Consider the following 18,589-nt stretch of genomic DNA (forward strand, 5'->3'; position numbering starts at 1 on the left):
GGCCGTCTGAAAAATATACTTTCAGACGGCCTTTAAAATGATTTAAAAGAAAATCCTACATTTGTACCGAGCCACTGACGGTTAGGCTGATTTCTTCCGAACCTGGAGAGGCTGGTACACCATCTTCTATTCCCGCAGCCATCTCTGCGACAGGGGCTGCCCGCAACATTTTGGCGTGTGCGAAATCGCCGCCGACTTGGCGGTTGCCGATGTGGCCCAGGTTGAGTTTGACGATTTTGTAGCTGGAGAAGCCAAGCGTTTGGGCGAGGTTTTGGGCGCGGTCTTTGAAGCGTAGGATGACGGCTTTGCTCAGTTGGTCGACGGTTTCTTCGCGTTTTTCTTTGGATACGGAAAATGAGGAGCTTTCCAAAACGGCGATATTGATGCTGTCGGCAATTAGGCGGTTGAGTGCTTCAAAGTCTTTGCTTTCTACTTTGAAGTAGGCGTGTTCTTCCCAGCCGGTTTGGGTGCGTTTGCCGTTGGTATATTGATAGCGAGGGGATCCGTTGCGCTCCATCAACTCGGCTTTAAATTTGCTGTTTTGGGAGATTTTGTTGAACTGGTTGAATTTTTTCATGAAGGCTTGGTTGACGGCTTGACGGTCTTTGCCTTCTGCGTTGACGCTGAAATGCGCGGTCATGGTATCCCGTGGCACTTCCATATTCGCGGATTCGGAAAATTCAACGATGTTGTAGTTGAGGCTTTCTGCTGCAACGGGCAGGGAGGCGGCTAGCAGTAGGGTGGTAAGGGTTGGGCGGAGCATTTTGTTTTCCTTGTAATGCGGATTTCAAAAAAGTAATTTAGCATGAAAGATGGAAATGTTGGCTTTGGCAAGCGTAAGGATTTGTATGGGTTGAGGCCGTCTGAAAAGAAGTTACTTTGTATCCATCAAGCCGACTTCATGGGGATTGAGGCGGGCTTTTTCTTCTTGGCCTAAGCCGACCAATTTCCGCAAGCGGGTCATGTAGGCATTGACGTCAAGGCCCCGTCCGTAGCGTTGTGCTTCCCAGATGGTTTCTGCTAAGGCTTCCATCATATCGTGTTCGGCTTTGACCCAGTCGCCGTTGTAACGGGCGCAAAGTTGTTGGTGGATGGCACGGATGCCCGGGGGCTGGTCGATGGCGCTTTGCTCTTGCAGGGAAAGGTGTAGCGACATGTGCAGGAATGGGTTGCTTTCACCGTCTTCGGGCAGCCATTCTTTATCTAAATATTGTTCGATGTCTTCGAGATAGTGTCCGTATTCGGGATGGGCTTCGATGATGCGCAAAGCTTTTTGTTGCAGGCCGTCTAATTGGAGCGGCGCGAGCCTGTGTTGCCAGACGTGGGCAAAGAATCGGCGGACATCGTGGGTGTTTACGTCATACATGATGGGGGTGATTTGATTTTGGGATATGTGATTATATAGCGATTGCGATAAAAAAGGCCGTCTGAAAAATATGTTTTCAGACGGCCTTTGTTTTGCAGGGTTTAGCGGCGGTCGATGATTCGGTAATACACTTCGCCGTCTTGGACATAGCCTAATTCGACGCGGGCAATTTCGGCAATGGCCTCTTGTCCGTGTGCCAAATCTTCAACTTCCGCATTGAGGAAATTGTTGCGCAAAGTGAGCGTTTGGTTTTTTTCCTCCTGACGGACGAGCTGCTCCTGCAATTCTTCCGTATGCCCGACGCTGCCTTTACCGAACCAAAGGCTGTACTGACAGCACAAAAGTGCGAAGGTTAAAACAAAAGTCACCCACTTCATACAATCAATATCCTATATTCTGCTTATTTGCCCAGTTGGTAGAATGCGGCTTTGCCAGGGTAGTAAGCGGCTTCGGCCAATTCTTCTTCGATGCGCAACAATTGGTTGTATTTCGCCATGCGGTCAGAACGGGACAGGGAGCCGGTTTTGATTTGCATGCAGTTGGTGGCAACGGCCAAGTCGGCAATGGTGCTGTCTTCGGTTTCACCGGAACGGTGGCTCATTACGCTGGCGTAGCGGTTGCGTTTGGCCAAGTCGACGGCTTGCAGGGTTTCGCTCAATGTACCGATTTGGTTGACTTTAACCAGCAATGCGTTTGCCACGCCTTTTTCGATGCCTTCAGCCAAGATTTTTGGATTGGTTACGAACAAGTCGTCGCCGACCAATTGAACTTTTTTGCCCAATTTTTCGGTCAGCAGTTTCCAGCCTTCCCAGTCGTTTTCGTCCATGCCGTCTTCGATGGAAATGATTGGGAATTCGTTAACCAGGCCTTCCAAGTATTCGGCAAATTCTGCGCTGGTGTAAGAGCGGCCTTCGGCTTCCAAGTGGTATTTGCCGTCTTTGTAGAATTCGCTGGATGCGCAGTCCAGAGCGAACAATACGTCTTCACCTGCTTTGTAGCCGGCGGCTTCTGTGGCTTCCACCATCAGTTGCAGGGCTTCTTTGTGGCTGTTCAGGTTGGGTGCGAAACCACCTTCGTCGCCAACGGTAGTTGGGAAGCCTTTGCCGTCACACAGTTTTTTCAGTGCGTGGAAAATTTCGGCACCGCAACGCAGAGCTTCGCGGAAAGATTTTGCGCCGACAGGCATGATCATGAATTCTTGGATGTTCAGGCTGTTGTTGGCATGTTCGCCGCCGTTGATAACGTTCATCATCGGAACCGGCAGAGCCATTGGGCCTGCGCCGCCCAAGTAACGGTACAGCGGCAGGCCTGAATCTTCAGCGGCCGCGCGTGCTACGGCCATAGAAACGGCCAAAGTGGCGTTGGCGCCCAAGTTGCCTTTGTTTTCAGTACCGTCCAATTCGATCATGATTTGGTCGATATAAGATTGTTCGTTGGCATCGATACCGATGAGGGCTTGCGCGATTTGGTTGTTGACGTGGTCAACGGCTTTCAATACGCCTTTGCCCAAGTAACGGGATTTGTCGCCGTCACGCAGTTCCAAAGCTTCTTTTTGGCCGGTTGATGCGCCGCTTGGTACGGCTGCGCGTCCCATGACGCCGGATTCCAACAATACGTCACACTCTACGGTAGGGTTGCCGCGGGAGTCCAAAATTTCGCGTGCAAAAATATCAACGATTGCGCTCATGAATATCTCCAAATAGGATGGTAAAAGAAAAGTAGCTTTGTTACGCTTCAGACGGCCTTAAGGATGATTGCCAAAGTCTGATGAATGCAGACATTATACCGTCTTTGCCAAGTATGGCATCGGAGTCGGTATGAAACCGACTGTAAGTTTGTTTCACGTCAATATCGCTCAAACAAACATAAGTCGTATAGTGTAACATTTTTTACCCTTTTTAGGGTGAAAAGCTGATTAAATAAGGCATAAGGCCGTCTGAAAAGCGGATTAGCCTGCTCCCAAAATCATCGAGCCTACGCCGTCATCGGTCAGCACTTCCAAGAGCAGGGCGTTTGGAACGCGGCCGTCTATGATATGTGTGGCTTTGACACCGCTTTTGGCGGCTTCGACGGCAGAGGCAATTTTAGGCAGCATACCGCCGTACAGAGTACCGTCTTCAATCAGTTCGTCAATGCGGCTTGGCGTCAGGGTGGTCAATAATTTGCCTTCTTTATCCAGTACGCCGGGGATATTGGTCATCATCAGCAGTTTTTCGGCTTGAAGTTTTTCCGCCAGTTTGCCGGCAACCAAGTCAGCATTGATGTTGAACGCTTCGCCGTTTTGACCTACGCCGATGGGTGCGATGACCGGAATGCAGCCGCGTTCGACCAAGCCTTCCACCAAACGGGTGTCGATATCGGCCACTGTGCCGACTTGGCCGATGTCCACGCCTTTTTGTTCGGGCGTGTCGATTAGGAGTTTTTCCGCTTTGATGAAGTGGTTGTCGCGGCCGGTAATGCCGACGGCGCGACCGCCGAAGGTGGTAATCATGGAAACGATTTCTTTATTGACGTGTCCGCCCAAAACCATTTCCACAATGTCCATGGTTTCGCTGTCGGTCACGCGCATGCCTTGAACAAACTCTCCTTTTTTGCCGACTTTTTCCAACATTTCATTGATTTGCGGGCCGCCGCCGTGAACGATGACGGGATGCAGGCCGATCAGTTTGAGCAGGACGACATCGCGTGCGAAACCCTCTTTTAAGGCAGGTTCGGTCATGGCGTTGCCGCCGTATTTGATGACGATGATGGAGCCGGAAAAACGGCGGATATAAGGTAAAGATTCGGCAAGGACGCGCGCTTTGATCGCAGAGGAGACAGATTGTTGCTGAGTCATGGTTTCAACCTTGTTTCATGATTTCGGCCTTTATCTTAATCCCAAAGGCCGTCTGAAACAATATTTCCAGACGCTTGAAATCCTGTTAAATCAGTTAAATGGTTGAAACCAGCCTCATGCAAACGGTAAAATGACGGTTTGCTTCGGCCTCTTTGCCGATTACTAAGGATACCCATGATGAAAATCAGCACCCAATTCGATGCCGGTTCGGTCGTTGTCAAAGACTTGAGCAACCCTGCCGATATCCGCCTCGCCCTGCGTCCCGACAATGCTTCGGAGTTTGCCCAATGGTTTTACTTCCGTTTGCAGGGTGCGGCCTATCAAAACTGCGTGATGCATTTTGAAAATGCGGCGGACGCTGCGTATCCTTTGGGCTGGGAGGACTATCAGGCTTGCGCTTCTTACGACCGTCAAAATTGGTTCCGCGTGCCGACCAGCTACGAAAGCGGCGTGTTGACCATCAATCATACGCCTTTGTCCAACAGCGTTTACTACGCTTATTTCGAGCCTTATTCCAACGAGCAGCATTTGAACCTTTTGGGCGATGCTCAGGGCAGCGGTTTGTGCCGTATCGACGACTTGGGCAGCACTGTTCAAGGCCGCGACATCAATCTTCTGACCATCGGCAACCAAGTCGAAAGCGACATGAAAGTCTGGATTATCGCCCGTCAACATCCGGGCGAAACCATGGCGGAATGGTTTGTCGAAGGTTTGCTGGGCCGTCTGCTTGATCCGCAAGATCCGACCGCGCGCATGCTGCTTGACCGTGCGACTTTCTACATTGTGCCGAATATGAATCCGGACGGTTCGGTATTGGGCAACCTGCGCACCAATGCCGCCGGCGCCAACCTCAACCGCGAATGGGAAAACCCGACTTTGGAGCTAAGCCCCGAAGTCTTTACCGTCCGTGAAAAAATGATGGAAACCGGCGTGGATTTGTTCTTGGATATTCACGGCGATGAAGGCCTGCCGTTTGTCTTTGTGGCCGGTACCGAAGGCGTGCCGAATTACAACGAACGCATCGAAGCCTTGGAAGATCAATTCAAACTGGCGTTGCTCAATGCCAGCCCCGATTTCCAAGACGATTACGGCTATGACAAAGATGCGCCGGGTCAGGCAAACATGACTTTGGCGACCAACTGGGTCGGCAATCATTTCAACTGCCTTGCCTATACTTTGGAAATGCCGTTTAAAGACAATGCCAACCTGCCGGACGACGATTTCGGCTGGAACGGGCAACGCTCGCTGCGCTTGGGCGAGGCAATGTTGTCTGCTATTTTGAATGTGGTTGACGATTTGCGTTAAACCATCCGACACCGCATACAGGCCATCTGAAAGTTCAGGCTTTTAGACGGCCTTTGAGATAAGGAACACACATTATGATGATACATCCCCAGTTTGATCCGGTGCTGATCAGCATCGGCCCGCTTGCCATCCGCTGGTATGCCTTGAGCTATATTGTCGGCTTTATCCTGTTTACGATTTTGGGCCGCCGCCGTATCGCGCAGGGCAATTCTGTGTTTACCAAAGAAACACTCGACGATTTCCTGACTTGGGGTATCTTGGGTGTGATCTTGGGCGGCCGTATCGGCTACGTTTTGTTTTATAAATTTTCCGACTATCTGGCCAACCCGTTGGATATTTTCAAAGTATGGGAAGGTGGTATGTCGTTTCACGGCGGATTCTTGGGTGTGGTCGTTGCCATGTGGCTGTTTGGCCGCAAGCACAACATCAGTATCTTGAAATTGATGGATACCGTTGCGCCGCTCGTACCGCTGGGCTTGGCTTCCGGCCGTATCGGCAACTTTATCAACGGCGAACTTTGGGGACGCGTGACCGAACTCAATGCTTTCTGGGCAATGGGTTTTCCGCAAGCGCGTTACGAAGATGCGGAAGCTGCGGCGCACAATCCTTTGTGGGCCGAATGGCTGCAACAATACGGTATGCTGCCGCGCCATCCGTCTCAGCTTTACCAGTTTGCCCTTGAAGGCATTTGCCTGTTTGTCATCGTTTGGATTTTCTCGAAAAAACCGCGTCCGGCCGGTCAAACAGCGGCATTGTTCTTGGGCGGTTACGGTTTGTTCCGCTTTATTGCCGAATTTGCCCGTCAGCCTGACGACTATCTCGGCCTGCTGACTTTGGGTTTGTCCATGGGTCAATGGTTGAGCGTGCCGATGATTGTATTGGGTGTGATTGGTTTTGTTTGGTTTGGCTGTAAAAACAGTGTTGCCAAAGCGTAAATAAAACAAGAAATAAAGGCCGTCTGAAAAGGTTTTCAGACGGCCTTTTTATGGCTTCAAGCAAACGGATTTCAGGTTTAACCGAAAAAGCCCATTTTGACTTGAATGAGTTTTTCCAACTCCGGCAGGACGCGACGGCGTGAGACGAAGAAGATAATGTGGTCGCCGTCTTGGAGGATGGTTTCGGTGTGGTGTCCCATGATGACCTCGCCGGTTGCGCCGCGGACGATGGCGGCGATGTAGCAGTCGCTTGGCCATTTGATGCCGCTGATGCGGCGGCCGACGATGGCGGAAGTGTTTTTGTCGCCGTGTACTACCACTTCAATGGCTTCGGCCGTACCGCGGCGCAAAGGATGGACGGCAACGATGTCGCCGCGGCGAATGTGGGCGAGGATGGAGCCGATGGTAATCAGATGAGGGGAAACAACGATATCGATTTTGTTACCTTCAAGCAAATCGACGTAGCTTGAGCGGTTGACGATGGTGATCACGCGTTTGGCGCCAAGGTTTTTTGCCAACAGGCTGGACATGATGTTGTTTTCGTCATCATTGGTCAACGCGCAGAAGACGTCGATTTCGTCGATGTATTCTTCGTCCAGCAGGGTTTCGTCGGTGGCGGAACCTTGCAGGACGAGGGTATTGTCCAGATTCTCGGCCAGCCATTCGGCGCGCTGGGGTTTGTATTCGATGATTTTGATGTCGTATTTAGATTCGAGCTGCTTGGCGAGGCGGTAGCCGATGTTACCGCCGCCGGCAATCATGATGCGGCGGGTACGCGCTTCTTTCGGACGCAATTCGCGCATGATGGCTTCAACGCTGTTGATGTCGGCAGCAAACAGGACTTCATCGCCTTCGATGATGACGGTTTGCGGCGTTGGGACGATCAGGCGGTTGTTGCGGTAGATGGCGCAGATTTGGCAGTCCGCACCTTCGAGCAGGTGTTGGTTGATGTCGGCAATTTCACGGCCGATCAGCAAACCGCCTTTGCGGGCTTGAACAATCACCATGCGGACTTGGTCGTTGGCGAAACTGAGTACCTGCAATGAGCTGGTGTAGTTGAGCAGGCCGACAAGTTGTTCGGTAACCAGTTGTTCGGGGCTGATGGTTTCGGTAATGCCGAAGATATTGAGGCTGCCTTCTTCGGGTTTGTCGCTGCCGGCAACCGGATATTCGAGGTATTCGCTTGAGCGCACGCGTGCGATGCGGCTGGGGATGTTGAACAGGTCGGCGGCGATTTTGGAGGCAACAATGTTGGTTTCGTCACTGCGGGTCAGGGCAAGCAGGAGGTCGGAGTCCGCCGCGCCTGCCTGTTCGAGGGTAAAGGGCGATGCGCCGTTGCCGACGATGGTTTGGACATCGAGGCGGCTGCTGATGCGGTTGAGCGCTTTTTCGTCGATGTCGATAATAGTGACGTCGTTGCTGGGAACGGAGGCGAGGTTTTGGGCGACGGTCGAGCCGACTTGGCCGCTGCCGAGGATGAGTATTTTCACGGTAATCGAGTGTGTTCGGTAAAAATGAAATTGTAACAAAAGGCCGTCTGAAATTGGAGTTTTCAGACGGCCTGATTTTTCAATCGGCTAAAGGATTACCAATAACCCAAGGCTTTCCACCACAAGATGCCGACAGTGCCGAAAATCAGAATTTCGACCACACTCATGATGAAGCCGGCTTTCCACCATTCGGTCATGTTGACGTAGTTCGAGCCGTAAATGACAGGAGCAGAACCGGTGGCGTAGTGGGTCAGCGACATCATGATGCCGGTAGCGGCTGCCATAATTAGGGCAAACAGCATCGGTGGTGCACCCAAAGCCAAGCCTGCGCCGTAGAATGCGCCGAACATGGCGGTAACGTGTGCCGTACCGCTGGCGAAAACGTAGTGGGCGTAGAGGTAGGCTAGCATCAACAGGGCACAACCGGCTTCCCAACCCAAACCCATGTGGGCGATACCGCTTTGCATGGAGTCGGACAACCAACTGATGAGGCCCAGTTTGTTGAGGAAGTTTGCCATCATCACCAAGGCAGCAAACCAAACAATGGTGTCCCACGCGCTTTTTTCTTTCAGCGCATCTTCCCAAGTCAGTACGCCGGTCAGCAGACACAGGCTCAAGCCGAGGAAGGTGGTGGCGGTAGCGTCAACTTTCACGCCGAACAGCATCTCGGGAATACCCGCCCACAACAGCAGCAGAACCAGGAAAATGCCCAGCATGATTTTTTCTTCACGCTTCATCGGCCCCATGGCAGCCAAATGCTCTTTTGCCAAAGCAGTGGCGTTAGGGGTTTGTTTGATTTCAGGCGGATACAGGAAATACAGCACCAGCGGCATCAGCAGCATAGCAAGCAGGCCGGGTACGACCATCGCCAAGAACCAAGTACCCCAAGAGAGTTGGATTTCCGAATTGGTGGCTTTGGCAACCAATTCGACTACCAGTGGATTGGGTGCGGTGGCAGTGATAAAAATCAGACAGGTAATCACGTTGGAGTGAAAGTTGACCAGTGAAAGGTATTTGCCGATTTTGCCTTCCGTACCTTTTTCAGGATCGGAGTCGAAGCTTAAGGCAATGGATTTCATAATCGGATGCACGATTGCACCGCCGCGCGCGGTATTACTTGGCGTTACCGGACCGATGACCAAGTCGGCCAATGCCAAGCTGTAACCTACGCCCAGCGTGCGTTTGCCGAAAAGGGAGATCAGCAGGTAGCCGATACGCATCCCCAAGCCGGTTTTCAACAAACCGCGCGAGATGATGATGGCGATACCAATCATCCAGATGAGCGAGTTGTTGAGGCTGCTCAGAGCGTCTTTGGTTGCGTCGGCGGCTTTTTCGTTGGTCACACCGGTCAGTGCAACCAAGGTAATGCCCAAAATCGCCATTGCGCCGATAGGCATGGCTTTGCCGATGATGCCGGCAATGATGCCGACAAACAATGCCAAAAGATGCCATGCGTCAGGCGATACGCCTTGAGGAACGGGGATAACGAACCAGATAAGCAGCGTCAGCACAAGTGCAACCGCAGCAGGAATTGGCTTGAAGCCCATGTTGAATCTCCTAATTTGAGGATTGAAGTATTGGGAAATCGGTTTTCAGACGGCCTGAGTGTTGCTGAAGCTTGTCTGAACGTGTGTTGGTAGGTTCGGAAGGTATTTTTCTTATTGGGTTTCTCGTCCATCTTGGAAAGAAGAGAAAGGGAGTTTGGTATTGGTTTTTCAGACGGCCTTTACAGTAACAGGCCGTCTGAAAACAACGCCGTTTTACTCCTGTTCTTGCGGCAGGCCGTACTCTTCGGGGAAGGTGCGCAGCGAGCTTTGCAACACGGTAACCGCGCCGTCAATCAAACCGCAACGGCCGCTTCGTGGCAACAGTTGGCACAGGCTTTGCAGGGCGCGCAGGTCGTCGGGAGTGCCGATGCCGGTGTCCACGCGGTTGAGCAGGCGGGAAAGCTGGAATGTGCCGCCTTTACACGGCGGGCATTGACCGCATGAGTTGGAAGCAAAAAATTCCACATACTCGGCCACTTTACGCACCACGCTGGTGCCTTCGGAAATCACAATCATCGCGCCGGTACCGAGGCTGGATTTGCGTTCGCGTACGGAAACGAAGTCCAAAGGCACATCCAAATCTTTTACGGTCAAAAGCGTGTTTGACGGGCCACCGGTAAATACGGCTTTAAACGTGCGGCCTTCAAGCATACCGCCGCCGTGATCGTAAATTAGTGATTGCAGGGTTGTGCCCATCGGCAGTTCGTACAGGCCTGGATTCAATACGTCGCCGGAGAGCGAGTAGAGTTTTGTACCGGCCGCATCGCCCAAACCTAAAGATTTGTACCATTCCGCACCTTTGGCAAGGATTTGCGGAATATTGGCGAAGGTTTCGGTATTGTTGATAAGGGTCGGCTCACCGTTGACACCGCTTTCGGCTGGGAAAGGTGGTTTGCGGCGGGGGAAGGGGAAACCGCCTTCCAGCCATGAAATCACGGCAGTTTCTTCGCCGCCGATATAACGGCCTGAGGTTTCAACCAGTTGCAAGTCCAAAGGTTTATCCAAGTAGTTTTCAATACGGATAAACAAATCGCTGTTTTTCCATTGCTCAATGGCCGGTGTGATGGAAGCGATGGATTCAGTTTGATGAGGGTTGACGTACAGAATCGCTTTGTTGGCACGGCAGGCAACGGCGGCAATCAGGACGCCTTCGATGACTTGGTGTGGCGTATTTGCCAATAGTACGCGGTCTTTAAATGTACCCGGTTCGTCTTCGTTGGCATTGCAGACAACGTATTTGTCGCCATTTTTGCTTTGGGCGGCAACGGCAGCCTCCCATTTGCGCCAAGTCGGGAAACCTGCACCGCCCATACCGCAAAGATTGGCATCTTGCAGTTTGGAAACAATGCTTTGAGGATCGGCAAGCGCAGCCAGCAGGCCTTCGCCGCCGCTGACTTTGCGCCACGCGGCTAAATCTGCGCCAACTTGGCGGGAAGGATGCAGTAAGTTTTGATTGGCTTGATTCATGATTGTTGCTCCTGCAAACCGGCGTGTTCACGCAAATCGAATTTGCCGTAGTCGGGATATAAAACGGGGGCTTTGATGTCGCTGGTCAGACCGGCGCGGGTCATTTCGCGTTGCAGGTCGTGGACGTGTCCGACACCGCCGCGTACTTTTTTCAGCGGTAGGCCGCAATTTGCCGCGGCTTTACCGGCACGGCGGCCGAAGCTGATAATGTCCAAAAGCGCATTGCCCATCAGGCGGTTGCGGCCGTGAATACCGCCGGTTACTTCGCCGGCGCAATAGAGGCCTTCGACGCAGGTCGCGCCGTCACCGTTGATTTCGATACCGCCGTTTTGATAGTGCAGGGTCGGATGAATCATGACCGGCTCAACGGCAGGGTCAATGCCGCATTTGTGGGCAACGTGGCCGAGTGTTACCAAACGGTTTAATACGTCAGGGTCGTTAGCAATCAGGCGCGGGGTGTCGAGGAACACGCCGACTTGACCGTCACGTACCACGCCGCGGCCTTCGCGGCATTCACGCAGAATTGCAGCGGCAACGACGTCACGCGGCTGTAATTCGTCAACGAAACGTTCGCCCAAACCGTTGACCAGTTTGGTGCCTGCAGAGCGCACGGCTTCGGAAATCAGCGCACCTGCCAAGTGTGGAGGGTGGGCAACTCCGGTCGGGTGGTATTGGAAAGAATCGACATCGCGCAGTTTGGCGCCGATACGGTAGGCCATCACCAGACCGTCAGCGGTTGCACCGTAGTGGTTGGAAGTGGCGAAACCCTGCAAATGCAGCCGTCCGCTGCCGCCGGTTGCCAAGACCACAGCTTTGGCGTGAACCAATACCAAAGAGCGTTTTTCCAAATCGTACAAAATCGCGCCGACGCAGCGGCCGTGTTCGTCCGACAATAATTCGATGGCGGGGTGGCGGTTGAGCTGAGTGATGTTTTCGTCGAGTTCGACCGCCTCGCGCAGCACGCGCATCATTTCGAGGCCTGTGAAGTCGCGGTAGCTCAGGATGCGCGGCACGGTCGTACCACCTGCACGCTTGCGGCTTAACATTCCGTTGTTGTCTGCACCTTTAGCCAAGTCAAAAGTCATGCCCAAGCCAATCAGCCAACGAATGGCGGACGGCGCATCGGTAACCATTTGCGCCACCAATTCTTTTTTGCCGACGTTGTGGCCGCCTTTGATGGTGTCGTCAAAGTGTTGTTGCAGGCTGTCTTCTGCGCCGACTGCTGCTTGAATGCCGCCTTCGGCCATCACGGTATTGCTGTCGCCGATACGCAGTTTGTTCGCCATGATGACGCGTGCGCCGGCTTCAGTCGCAGACAATGCCGCCGCCGCACCTGCACCGCCGCCGCCAATTACCAATACGTCAGTGTTCAAGTGTTCTGCGCCTGATAAATTATAGTCGTCAATCAGAGGCTGACTGATTAAGAGTTTGGCCAAATCAGGATGGCAGTAATCGCCTTGGTTTGGACCGATAGGCAGTTTCACACGCGCATTTGCCTGATAGTCAGGGTGAAATTGGCTTAGTAATTCGTTTTTTTCAGGTAAATCGCCACGCAGTTCCAATGAGGAAGAGCGCAGGTTGGCAAGGGCGGTTTCGTAGTCTATGCCTTGGATTTTGTTAACCATTACACTGACTCCTCTTCAAATTCGACTTTCATTTTGCCGCTGTCGATTTCGCGCAGGCGGCGCATCAAATCTACAGGGCGCAACGTACGCGCCGCTTTCATACGGCGGGCGAACAAGCCCAAGTGGTTCGGACGGATGTGTTCGGGGCAGGAGAGGGTGCAGAGGTTGCACATCACACATTGGTCGAAGGTCAGCGCAGCCGCGCCGAAATCGCCGGAAACTACCTGCGCTACGCCGTTTTCCACTTGCAAACCTTTAGGACAGGCGCGATTGCAGCCGCCGCAATGACGGCAGTTTTGTGCTTCAGGGAAAGCTTTGGCGGTATCGTCCAACCAGTTCCAACCGTCACCAATCTCGCCGACGTCGTAATATTGGATGTGCTCTGGAATAAAGTAATCCAAGAAGCTGACCTGCATACCTTCTTCGACTTTGGTCTCGCATGCCAGTGCGGTGGTGACTTCACGCTCACCTTCTTTACGAATCATACAGCGGCAGGAACCGCATACGCCTTGACCCATACAGCCGACATTGGCAGTAATCGCATTGCCTGAACGTGCATAGGCTTGGATGATTGACGAATCAACGGAAGCTTTGACTTCGTGGCCGTCTATGGTCAGGGTTAACAAATTTTCACTCATGGTTTGTTCCTGTGAAATTGGAAGTTGGAATAGTGGGTAATTTGATTAATTGTATTTTTATTACATCTATTGTGTGCGTGGAAATATCCAAGTGATTTACTCAGAAATTCTTTTAAAATCAATATTTATCTTTATAAGTCGAAGTGTATCAGAATTTAGTGGTTTTGAAGATAGGAACAATCTAAGGTTTCATAGAGGAAAGATTGTAAACAAAATTTGCTTATTATTTAGGCTAATTTCATCATTTATATTTGATTTAAAAGGTAAAATAAAATTACTTTTTTATTATAAATTTTAAAATATTTGTATATTTACTAGTAAAAATCATTATTATATGTTAGACAATTTTGCATAGATTGTTGTATATATTGAATAATATTTGGGTATGTGAGCAAGTGAAAAGACTGTTATAAAATTTCATAAAATCAAACAAGTTTGATATCAGTCAAGAGGATTGAGGGAGAAAATGACACAGATTTTACAATTATGTATTGTATTGGAAAATAAGAAAGGCCGTCTGAAATTTAGGTTATTCCCTTTTAAATACAGGCTACTAAATTTCTTTCTCAGATGCTTAAGGCAAATATTTCAGACGGCCTTGCAATTAGAATATCATTTAAAAATAATGTAATTTTATTTCTATGTAAGTGAATGGTCAGTAGATATAGATTATCAATAACCAAGTGATTTAATGCGATATTAAATTTTATTTAAATCAATAAGGTATGAAAATGATATTGTCTGGGTCATTCATTTGAAAGCACTATTACACTATTGAAGGCCGTCTGAAAAAATCGGTCTCTTAAGAAATAAACAAATCCTCCCTACCATGACGCCGAAAAGGAACACAATCATGACCGTCATCAAGCAAGAAGACTTTATCCAAAGTATTTTCGATGCTTTCCAATTCATCAGCTACTACCATCCTAAAGACTACATCCAGGCTTTGTATAAGGCTTATCAAAAAGAAGAAAACCCTGCCGCCAAAGATGCGATGGCGCAGATTTTGGTCAATAGCCGTATGTGTGCCGAAGGCCATCGTCCGATTTGTCAGGATACCGGTATTGCAACCGTATTCTTGAAAGTGGGCATGGATGTACAGTGGGATGCCGAGATGAGCGTACAGGAAATGGTTAACGAAGGCGTACGCCGTGCGTACACCTATCCTGACAACAAACTGCGCGCCTCCGTCTTGGCCGATCCGGCTGGTAAGCGTCAAAATACCAAAGACAACACGCCTGCCGTTGTACACATGGAAATCGTAAAAGGCAACAAAGTCGAAGTCACTTGCGCAGCCAAAGGTGGCGGTTCTGAAAACAAAACCAAAGTTGCCATGCTCAACCCTTCAGACAATATCGTTGATTGGGTATTGAAAACCGTTCCTCAAATGGGTGCAGGCTGGTGTCCTCCGGGCATCTTGGGTATCGGCATCGGCGGTACGCCTGAAAAAGCAGTGTTGATGGCCAAAGAAAGCCTGATGAGCCATATCGATATTCAGGAACTCAAAGAAAAAGCCGATTCAGGTGCAGAATTATCTACAACCGAAGCCCTGCGCTTGGAACTCTACAAAAAAGTAAATGCCTTGGGTATCGGCGCACAAGGTTTGGGCGGTTTGAGCACCGTGCTGGATGTCAAAATCCTTGACTACCCAACCCACGCGGCTTCCAAACCGATTGCCATGATTCCAAACTGCGCAGCTACCCGCCACATCGAATTTGAATTGGACGGCTCAGGCCCGGCCAAACTGGAAGCCCCGTCTTTGGAAGACTGGCCGGATTTGACTTACAGCCCTGACAACGGCAAACGTGTCGATGTCAATAATCTGACCAAAGAAGAAGTGGCTACATGGAAAACCGGCGACGTGTTGTTGTTGAACGGTAAAATCCTGACCGGCCGCGATGCCGCACACAAACGTCTGGTTGACATGCTCAATAAAGGCGAAGAGTTGCCGGTGGATTTCACCAACAAACTGATTTACTACGTCGGCCCGGTTGATCCAGTCCGCGACGAAGTTGTTGGTCCGGCAGGTCCGACCACCTCCACCCGTATGGATAAATTCACCCGCCAAATGCTGGAACAAACCGGCCTCCTGGGTATGATCGGTAAATCCGAACGCGGCGCAGCAACTTGCCAAGCCATTGCCGATAATAAAGCCGTTTACCTGATGGCTGTCGGCGGCGCGGCATATCTGGTTGCCAAAGCCATTAAAGCATCTAAAGTATTGGCGTTCCCAGAGTTGGGTATGGAAGCGATTTACGAATTTGAAGTCAAAGACATGCCTGTGACCGTTGCGGTGGATAGCAACGGCGAATCGGTTCACGCCATTGCGCCAAAACAATGGCAGGCCAAAATCGGTATTATTCCGATTGAAGCTTGATATTTGACTGAATAATCAGAGGCCGTCTGAACGATTTCAGACGGCCTTTTTTTGCTTACAAATAATTTAAATGTTTTCAAACGAGTAAATTTCCACTTCTAAAAAGCACTTGTCAAAATCAGCGTTTGAAACTAAAATTCACAGCTTATCGAGTCGGAGTGTGGCGCAGTCTGGTAGCGCACTTGCATGGGGTGCAAGGGGTCGAAGGTTCGAATCCTTTCACTCCGACCAAAAAAAATTGGAAAGAGCCGTTTTAAAAACGGCTCTTTTTTCGTTTGGATAATTTATCTGAATAATGTGTCCGAATGGATTTTAAAACTTAATACCAATGCCGTCTGAAACAAAACCTGCTTAAAAAGCAGGTTTTGTTGTTTTCAAAGCAGGGCTATTCGGTACTATCTTTCAGTGTGTCTTTATAAGTATAAAGATACGATGCGCCGACAAAGGATGCGCCACCGACGACATTGCCCAGGAATACGGGAATCATGTTGAAGAAAAACTGTCCCCAAGTGATGTTTGCACCTGCCAAAATACCTGCTGGGATAACGAACATATTGGCGACAAGGTGTTGGAAGCCGTTTAATACGAAAATCATGACGGGGAACCAAATGGCCAGCATTCGTCCGGTTGTGTTTTTAGCGGCAAAGTGCAGCCACGCGCCCATGCAGACCATCCAGTTACATGCGACTGCCGATACAAAAGCGCGGCCGAAATCCATATGGACTTTTGCTTCCGCTACGGCAATGGTTTTTTCTGCGACGCTGCCTTCAATCATACCGACATAGTATCCGAGGAAAAACGCCATTGCCAGCGTGCCCACCAAATTGCCCATGCAGACGATAACCCAGTTGCGCAGCAGCATTTTAGAGGAAATCCGTCCGGCCAATTTGCCTAAAGACATGATCATCATGTTGCTGGTTACCAGCTCGCCTCCGCCAAGCAGGATGCAAATCAAGGCGATTGGGAACACGGCGGCGCCGAGTAAAGTGGCAACACCGCCCCATTCGTGCGGAATGCCGCTGACTACTTTTAAATAGGCAAGATAACCGAAGCCGATGTATCCGCCGGCCAAAACGCTCAAGATTGCCAGTGTGGGGATGCTGGATTGTGCTTTGGCGCAGCTTTTATCGAGAACAACCTGTAAAATTTCCTGTGGGTATAAATCGCGCGAAGCCATGATGTTCCTTAAAGTGGATTGAGGAGGAAACGCCGTTTCAAAAGTGGCGCAAACTGTCGCGGTAGGGCAGTGCTATAGGGAGCCGGTGTACGGTCTTTGTCTTATCAATCAGCCTGAATTAAACCTAAAAAACAGATACTTCGCCTTGCTTTAGCTCAAAAGAAATATTATTACATTTTGCTTCTGTATGAAAAAAGGCCGTCTGAACGTTGAGGTTTCAGACGGCCTTGTTTTGATTTTTAAACTTACAAATGAGCCAGCTTTGCATTGCCTTCGCGAGGAATAGGGCGCGGATTGCCTTGTGAATCGATGGCGACGTAAGTGAACACGGCTTCGGTGACCAGTTGGCGGTCTTCCGTTACCATATCGTTCATCAAAGTCTTCACCCACACTTCGATTTTCAGTTGCAAAGAAGTATTGCCTACGCGGACGCAATGACCGTAGCAGCACACGACGTTGCCGACCTTTACCGGTCTGATGAAATTCATTTCTTGAACAGCCACGGTTACAATTCGTCCCTGTGCGATTTCTGCCGCCAAAATACCGCCGCCCAGATCCATTTGCGACATAATCCAGCCGCCGAAGATATCCTGATTAGGATTGGTATCGCGCGGCATGGCTACCGTACGCAATAAAAGTTGCCCTTCGGGTGCAGCATGTGTTTGTTTGTTGTCAGTCATAAAAAATCCTGTCAAAAAAGTGCTATTTTACGCCATTTGTGGCGATAAACCTATGTAGGCCGTCTGAAAAATCAGAAGGTAAAGTGTTACAATCAACATATTCATCAGACAAAGGAGAAAGCTTATGCATCCGATTCAAGAACCACGAAATAGCGGCCTTTTGCGCGTATCCGACATTCACGAAATCTACTGGGAAGAATCAGGTAATCCTGATGGCCACCCCGTGATTTTCCTGCATGGCGGCCCCGGAGCAGGCGCATCACCTGCCTGTCGCGGCTTTTTTAATCCAGAGCATTTCCGCATCGTTATTATCGACCAACGAGGTTGCGGACGTTCCAAACCCTATGCCTGTATCGAAGACAACACCACATGGGATTTGGTTGCCGATATTGAAAAAGTGCGCGAAATGCTCGGTATCCAAAAATGGCTGGTTTTCGGTGGCTCATGGGGCAGCACCTTATCACTGACTTATGCCGAAACCCATCCTGAGCGCGTCAGCGGCTTAGTTTTGCGCGGTATTTTCCTGTGCAGGCCGTCTGAAATGGCATGGCTGAACGAAGCAGGCGGCGTCAGCCAAATTTATCCAGCTCAATGGCAAAAATTCATTGCCCCAGTAGCCGAAAACAAACGCCAAGCCCTAATTAAAGCCTACCATGAAATGCTGTTCAGCGAAGATGAAGCCACACGCCTCAAAGCGGCTAAATCATGGGCAGATTGGGAAAGCTACCTTATTCAGTTTGAACCTAAAGACGTAGATGAAGACCCGCAAGCCTCCCTTGCCATCGCAAGAATGGAAAACCATTACTTCGTGAACGAAGGCTGGTTGCAGGGCGATAAAGCTATCTTGGCAAACATCGACAAAATCCGCCATATCCCAACCATCATCGTCCAAGGCCGCTACGACCTATGCACCCCGATGCAAAGCGCGTGGGAACTCTCGCAAGCCTTCCCTGAAGCAGAATTAAGAATCGTCCAAGCAGGCCACTCTTCTTTTGATCCTTCGCTTTCTGAAGCTTTAGTGAAAGCGGTGGAGGATATTAGAAGTAAGTTATAAAGGTTAATAAGTAAAAAAATGCCGTCTGAAAAAGTTTCAGACGGCATTTTTCTATTTACATATTAAATTTAATATCATATTATCATTGCATC

The 18,589-nt window shown here is 50.3% G+C and carries 16 protein-coding genes and 1 tRNA gene; 5 read left to right on the forward strand and 12 right to left on the reverse strand.

Annotated features, from left to right (window positions below; genetic code table 11):
- Positions 1–55 precede the first annotated feature (55 nt).
- From HMPREF2608_RS09640 to argB, 5 genes are all read right to left on the reverse strand, one after another.
- A complete protein-coding gene (locus HMPREF2608_RS09640) occupies positions 56–763 on the reverse strand; it encodes an SIMPL domain-containing protein (RefSeq protein ID WP_070826827.1) in 708 nt (235 codons plus the stop codon).
- Positions 764–874: 111 nt separating this feature from the next.
- The gene (locus HMPREF2608_RS09645; protein WP_063068729.1) at positions 875–1,366 is read right to left on the reverse strand and encodes a DUF1841 family protein; all 492 of its coding nucleotides are present in this window, start codon (positions 1,364–1,366) and stop codon (positions 875–877) included.
- 101 nt (positions 1,367–1,467) lie between these two features.
- Complete coding sequence (gene ftsB, locus HMPREF2608_RS09650) at positions 1,468–1,743, reverse strand: cell division protein FtsB (protein WP_003679613.1); 276 nt, start codon at positions 1,741–1,743, stop codon at positions 1,468–1,470.
- A gap of 23 nt (positions 1,744–1,766) precedes the next feature.
- Positions 1,767–3,053 (reverse strand): phosphopyruvate hydratase, encoded by a 1,287-nt coding sequence (gene eno, locus HMPREF2608_RS09655; protein WP_070826829.1) that lies wholly within the window; start codon positions 3,051–3,053, stop codon positions 1,767–1,769.
- Between the two features lie 261 nt (positions 3,054–3,314).
- Positions 3,315–4,202 carry an acetylglutamate kinase gene (gene argB / locus HMPREF2608_RS09660; RefSeq protein ID WP_070826831.1) on the reverse strand — a complete coding sequence of 296 codons (888 nt, stop codon included), beginning with the start codon at positions 4,200–4,202 and terminating at the stop codon, positions 3,315–3,317.
- Between the two features lie 174 nt (positions 4,203–4,376).
- Between argB and HMPREF2608_RS09665 the strand changes: the two genes are divergently transcribed.
- Both HMPREF2608_RS09665 and lgt read left to right on the forward strand, forming a co-directional pair.
- The gene (locus HMPREF2608_RS09665) at positions 4,377–5,507 is read left to right on the forward strand and encodes a M14 family metallopeptidase (RefSeq protein ID WP_070826833.1); all 1,131 of its coding nucleotides are present in this window, start codon (positions 4,377–4,379) and stop codon (positions 5,505–5,507) included.
- 74 nt (positions 5,508–5,581) lie between these two features.
- Positions 5,582–6,442 carry a prolipoprotein diacylglyceryl transferase gene (gene lgt / locus HMPREF2608_RS09670; protein ID WP_070826834.1) on the forward strand — a complete coding sequence of 287 codons (861 nt, stop codon included), beginning with the start codon at positions 5,582–5,584 and terminating at the stop codon, positions 6,440–6,442.
- Between the two features lie 77 nt (positions 6,443–6,519).
- On the opposite strand, the gene trkA is transcribed toward lgt, so the two are convergent.
- The 5 genes from trkA to HMPREF2608_RS09695 form a co-directional block, all read right to left on the reverse strand.
- Positions 6,520–7,932, reverse strand: a complete 1,413-nt coding sequence (trkA, locus tag HMPREF2608_RS09675) for a Trk system potassium transporter TrkA (RefSeq protein ID WP_070826836.1) — start codon at positions 7,930–7,932, stop codon at positions 6,520–6,522.
- 95 nt (positions 7,933–8,027) lie between these two features.
- Entirely contained in the window at positions 8,028–9,479 is a 1,452-nt protein-coding gene (locus tag HMPREF2608_RS09680; RefSeq protein ID WP_070826838.1) for a DASS family sodium-coupled anion symporter, read from the reverse strand.
- 213 nt (positions 9,480–9,692) lie between these two features.
- Positions 9,693–10,946 carry a complex I 51 kDa subunit family protein gene (locus tag HMPREF2608_RS09685; protein WP_070826839.1) on the reverse strand — a complete coding sequence of 418 codons (1,254 nt, stop codon included), beginning with the start codon at positions 10,944–10,946 and terminating at the stop codon, positions 9,693–9,695.
- Positions 10,943–12,571: an FAD-binding protein gene (locus HMPREF2608_RS09690; RefSeq protein WP_070826841.1), complete on the reverse strand. Its 1,629-nt coding sequence runs from the start codon at positions 12,569–12,571 to the stop codon at positions 10,943–10,945. The genes HMPREF2608_RS09685 and HMPREF2608_RS09690 overlap by 4 nt, the downstream gene beginning before the upstream one ends.
- A complete protein-coding gene (locus HMPREF2608_RS09695) occupies positions 12,571–13,209 on the reverse strand; it encodes a 4Fe-4S dicluster domain-containing protein (protein ID WP_070826843.1) in 639 nt (212 codons plus the stop codon). Before HMPREF2608_RS09695 ends, HMPREF2608_RS09690 begins: the two co-directional genes overlap by 1 nt.
- A gap of 853 nt (positions 13,210–14,062) precedes the next feature.
- Here HMPREF2608_RS09695 and HMPREF2608_RS09700 point away from each other — a divergent pair.
- A complete protein-coding gene (locus HMPREF2608_RS09700) occupies positions 14,063–15,586 on the forward strand; it encodes a fumarate hydratase (RefSeq protein ID WP_070826844.1) in 1,524 nt (507 codons plus the stop codon).
- A 154-nt stretch (positions 15,587–15,740) separates the two neighbouring features.
- Positions 15,741–15,817, forward strand: a tRNA-Pro gene (locus tag HMPREF2608_RS09705).
- Between the two features lie 154 nt (positions 15,818–15,971).
- Here the strand turns inward: HMPREF2608_RS09705 and HMPREF2608_RS09710 are convergent.
- Together HMPREF2608_RS09710 and yciA are read right to left on the reverse strand one after the other, a co-directional pair.
- Positions 15,972–16,763, reverse strand: a complete 792-nt coding sequence (locus HMPREF2608_RS09710) for a formate/nitrite transporter family protein (protein WP_070826846.1) — start codon at positions 16,761–16,763, stop codon at positions 15,972–15,974.
- A gap of 245 nt (positions 16,764–17,008) precedes the next feature.
- Positions 17,009–17,443, reverse strand: coding sequence for an acyl-CoA thioester hydrolase YciA (yciA, locus tag HMPREF2608_RS09715; protein WP_070826848.1), 435 nt, complete (start codon positions 17,441–17,443; stop codon positions 17,009–17,011).
- Between the two features lie 124 nt (positions 17,444–17,567).
- Here yciA and pip point away from each other — a divergent pair, with 124 nt between their 5' ends.
- The gene (gene pip / locus HMPREF2608_RS09720; RefSeq protein ID WP_070714186.1) at positions 17,568–18,497 is read left to right on the forward strand and encodes a prolyl aminopeptidase; all 930 of its coding nucleotides are present in this window, start codon (positions 17,568–17,570) and stop codon (positions 18,495–18,497) included.
- The last annotated feature ends 92 nt before the right edge of the window (positions 18,498–18,589 follow it).

The organism is Neisseria sp. HMSC064D07, assembly GCF_001837185.1.
GTDB classification, from domain to species: Bacteria; Pseudomonadota; Gammaproteobacteria; order Burkholderiales; family Neisseriaceae; genus Neisseria; species Neisseria flavescens_C.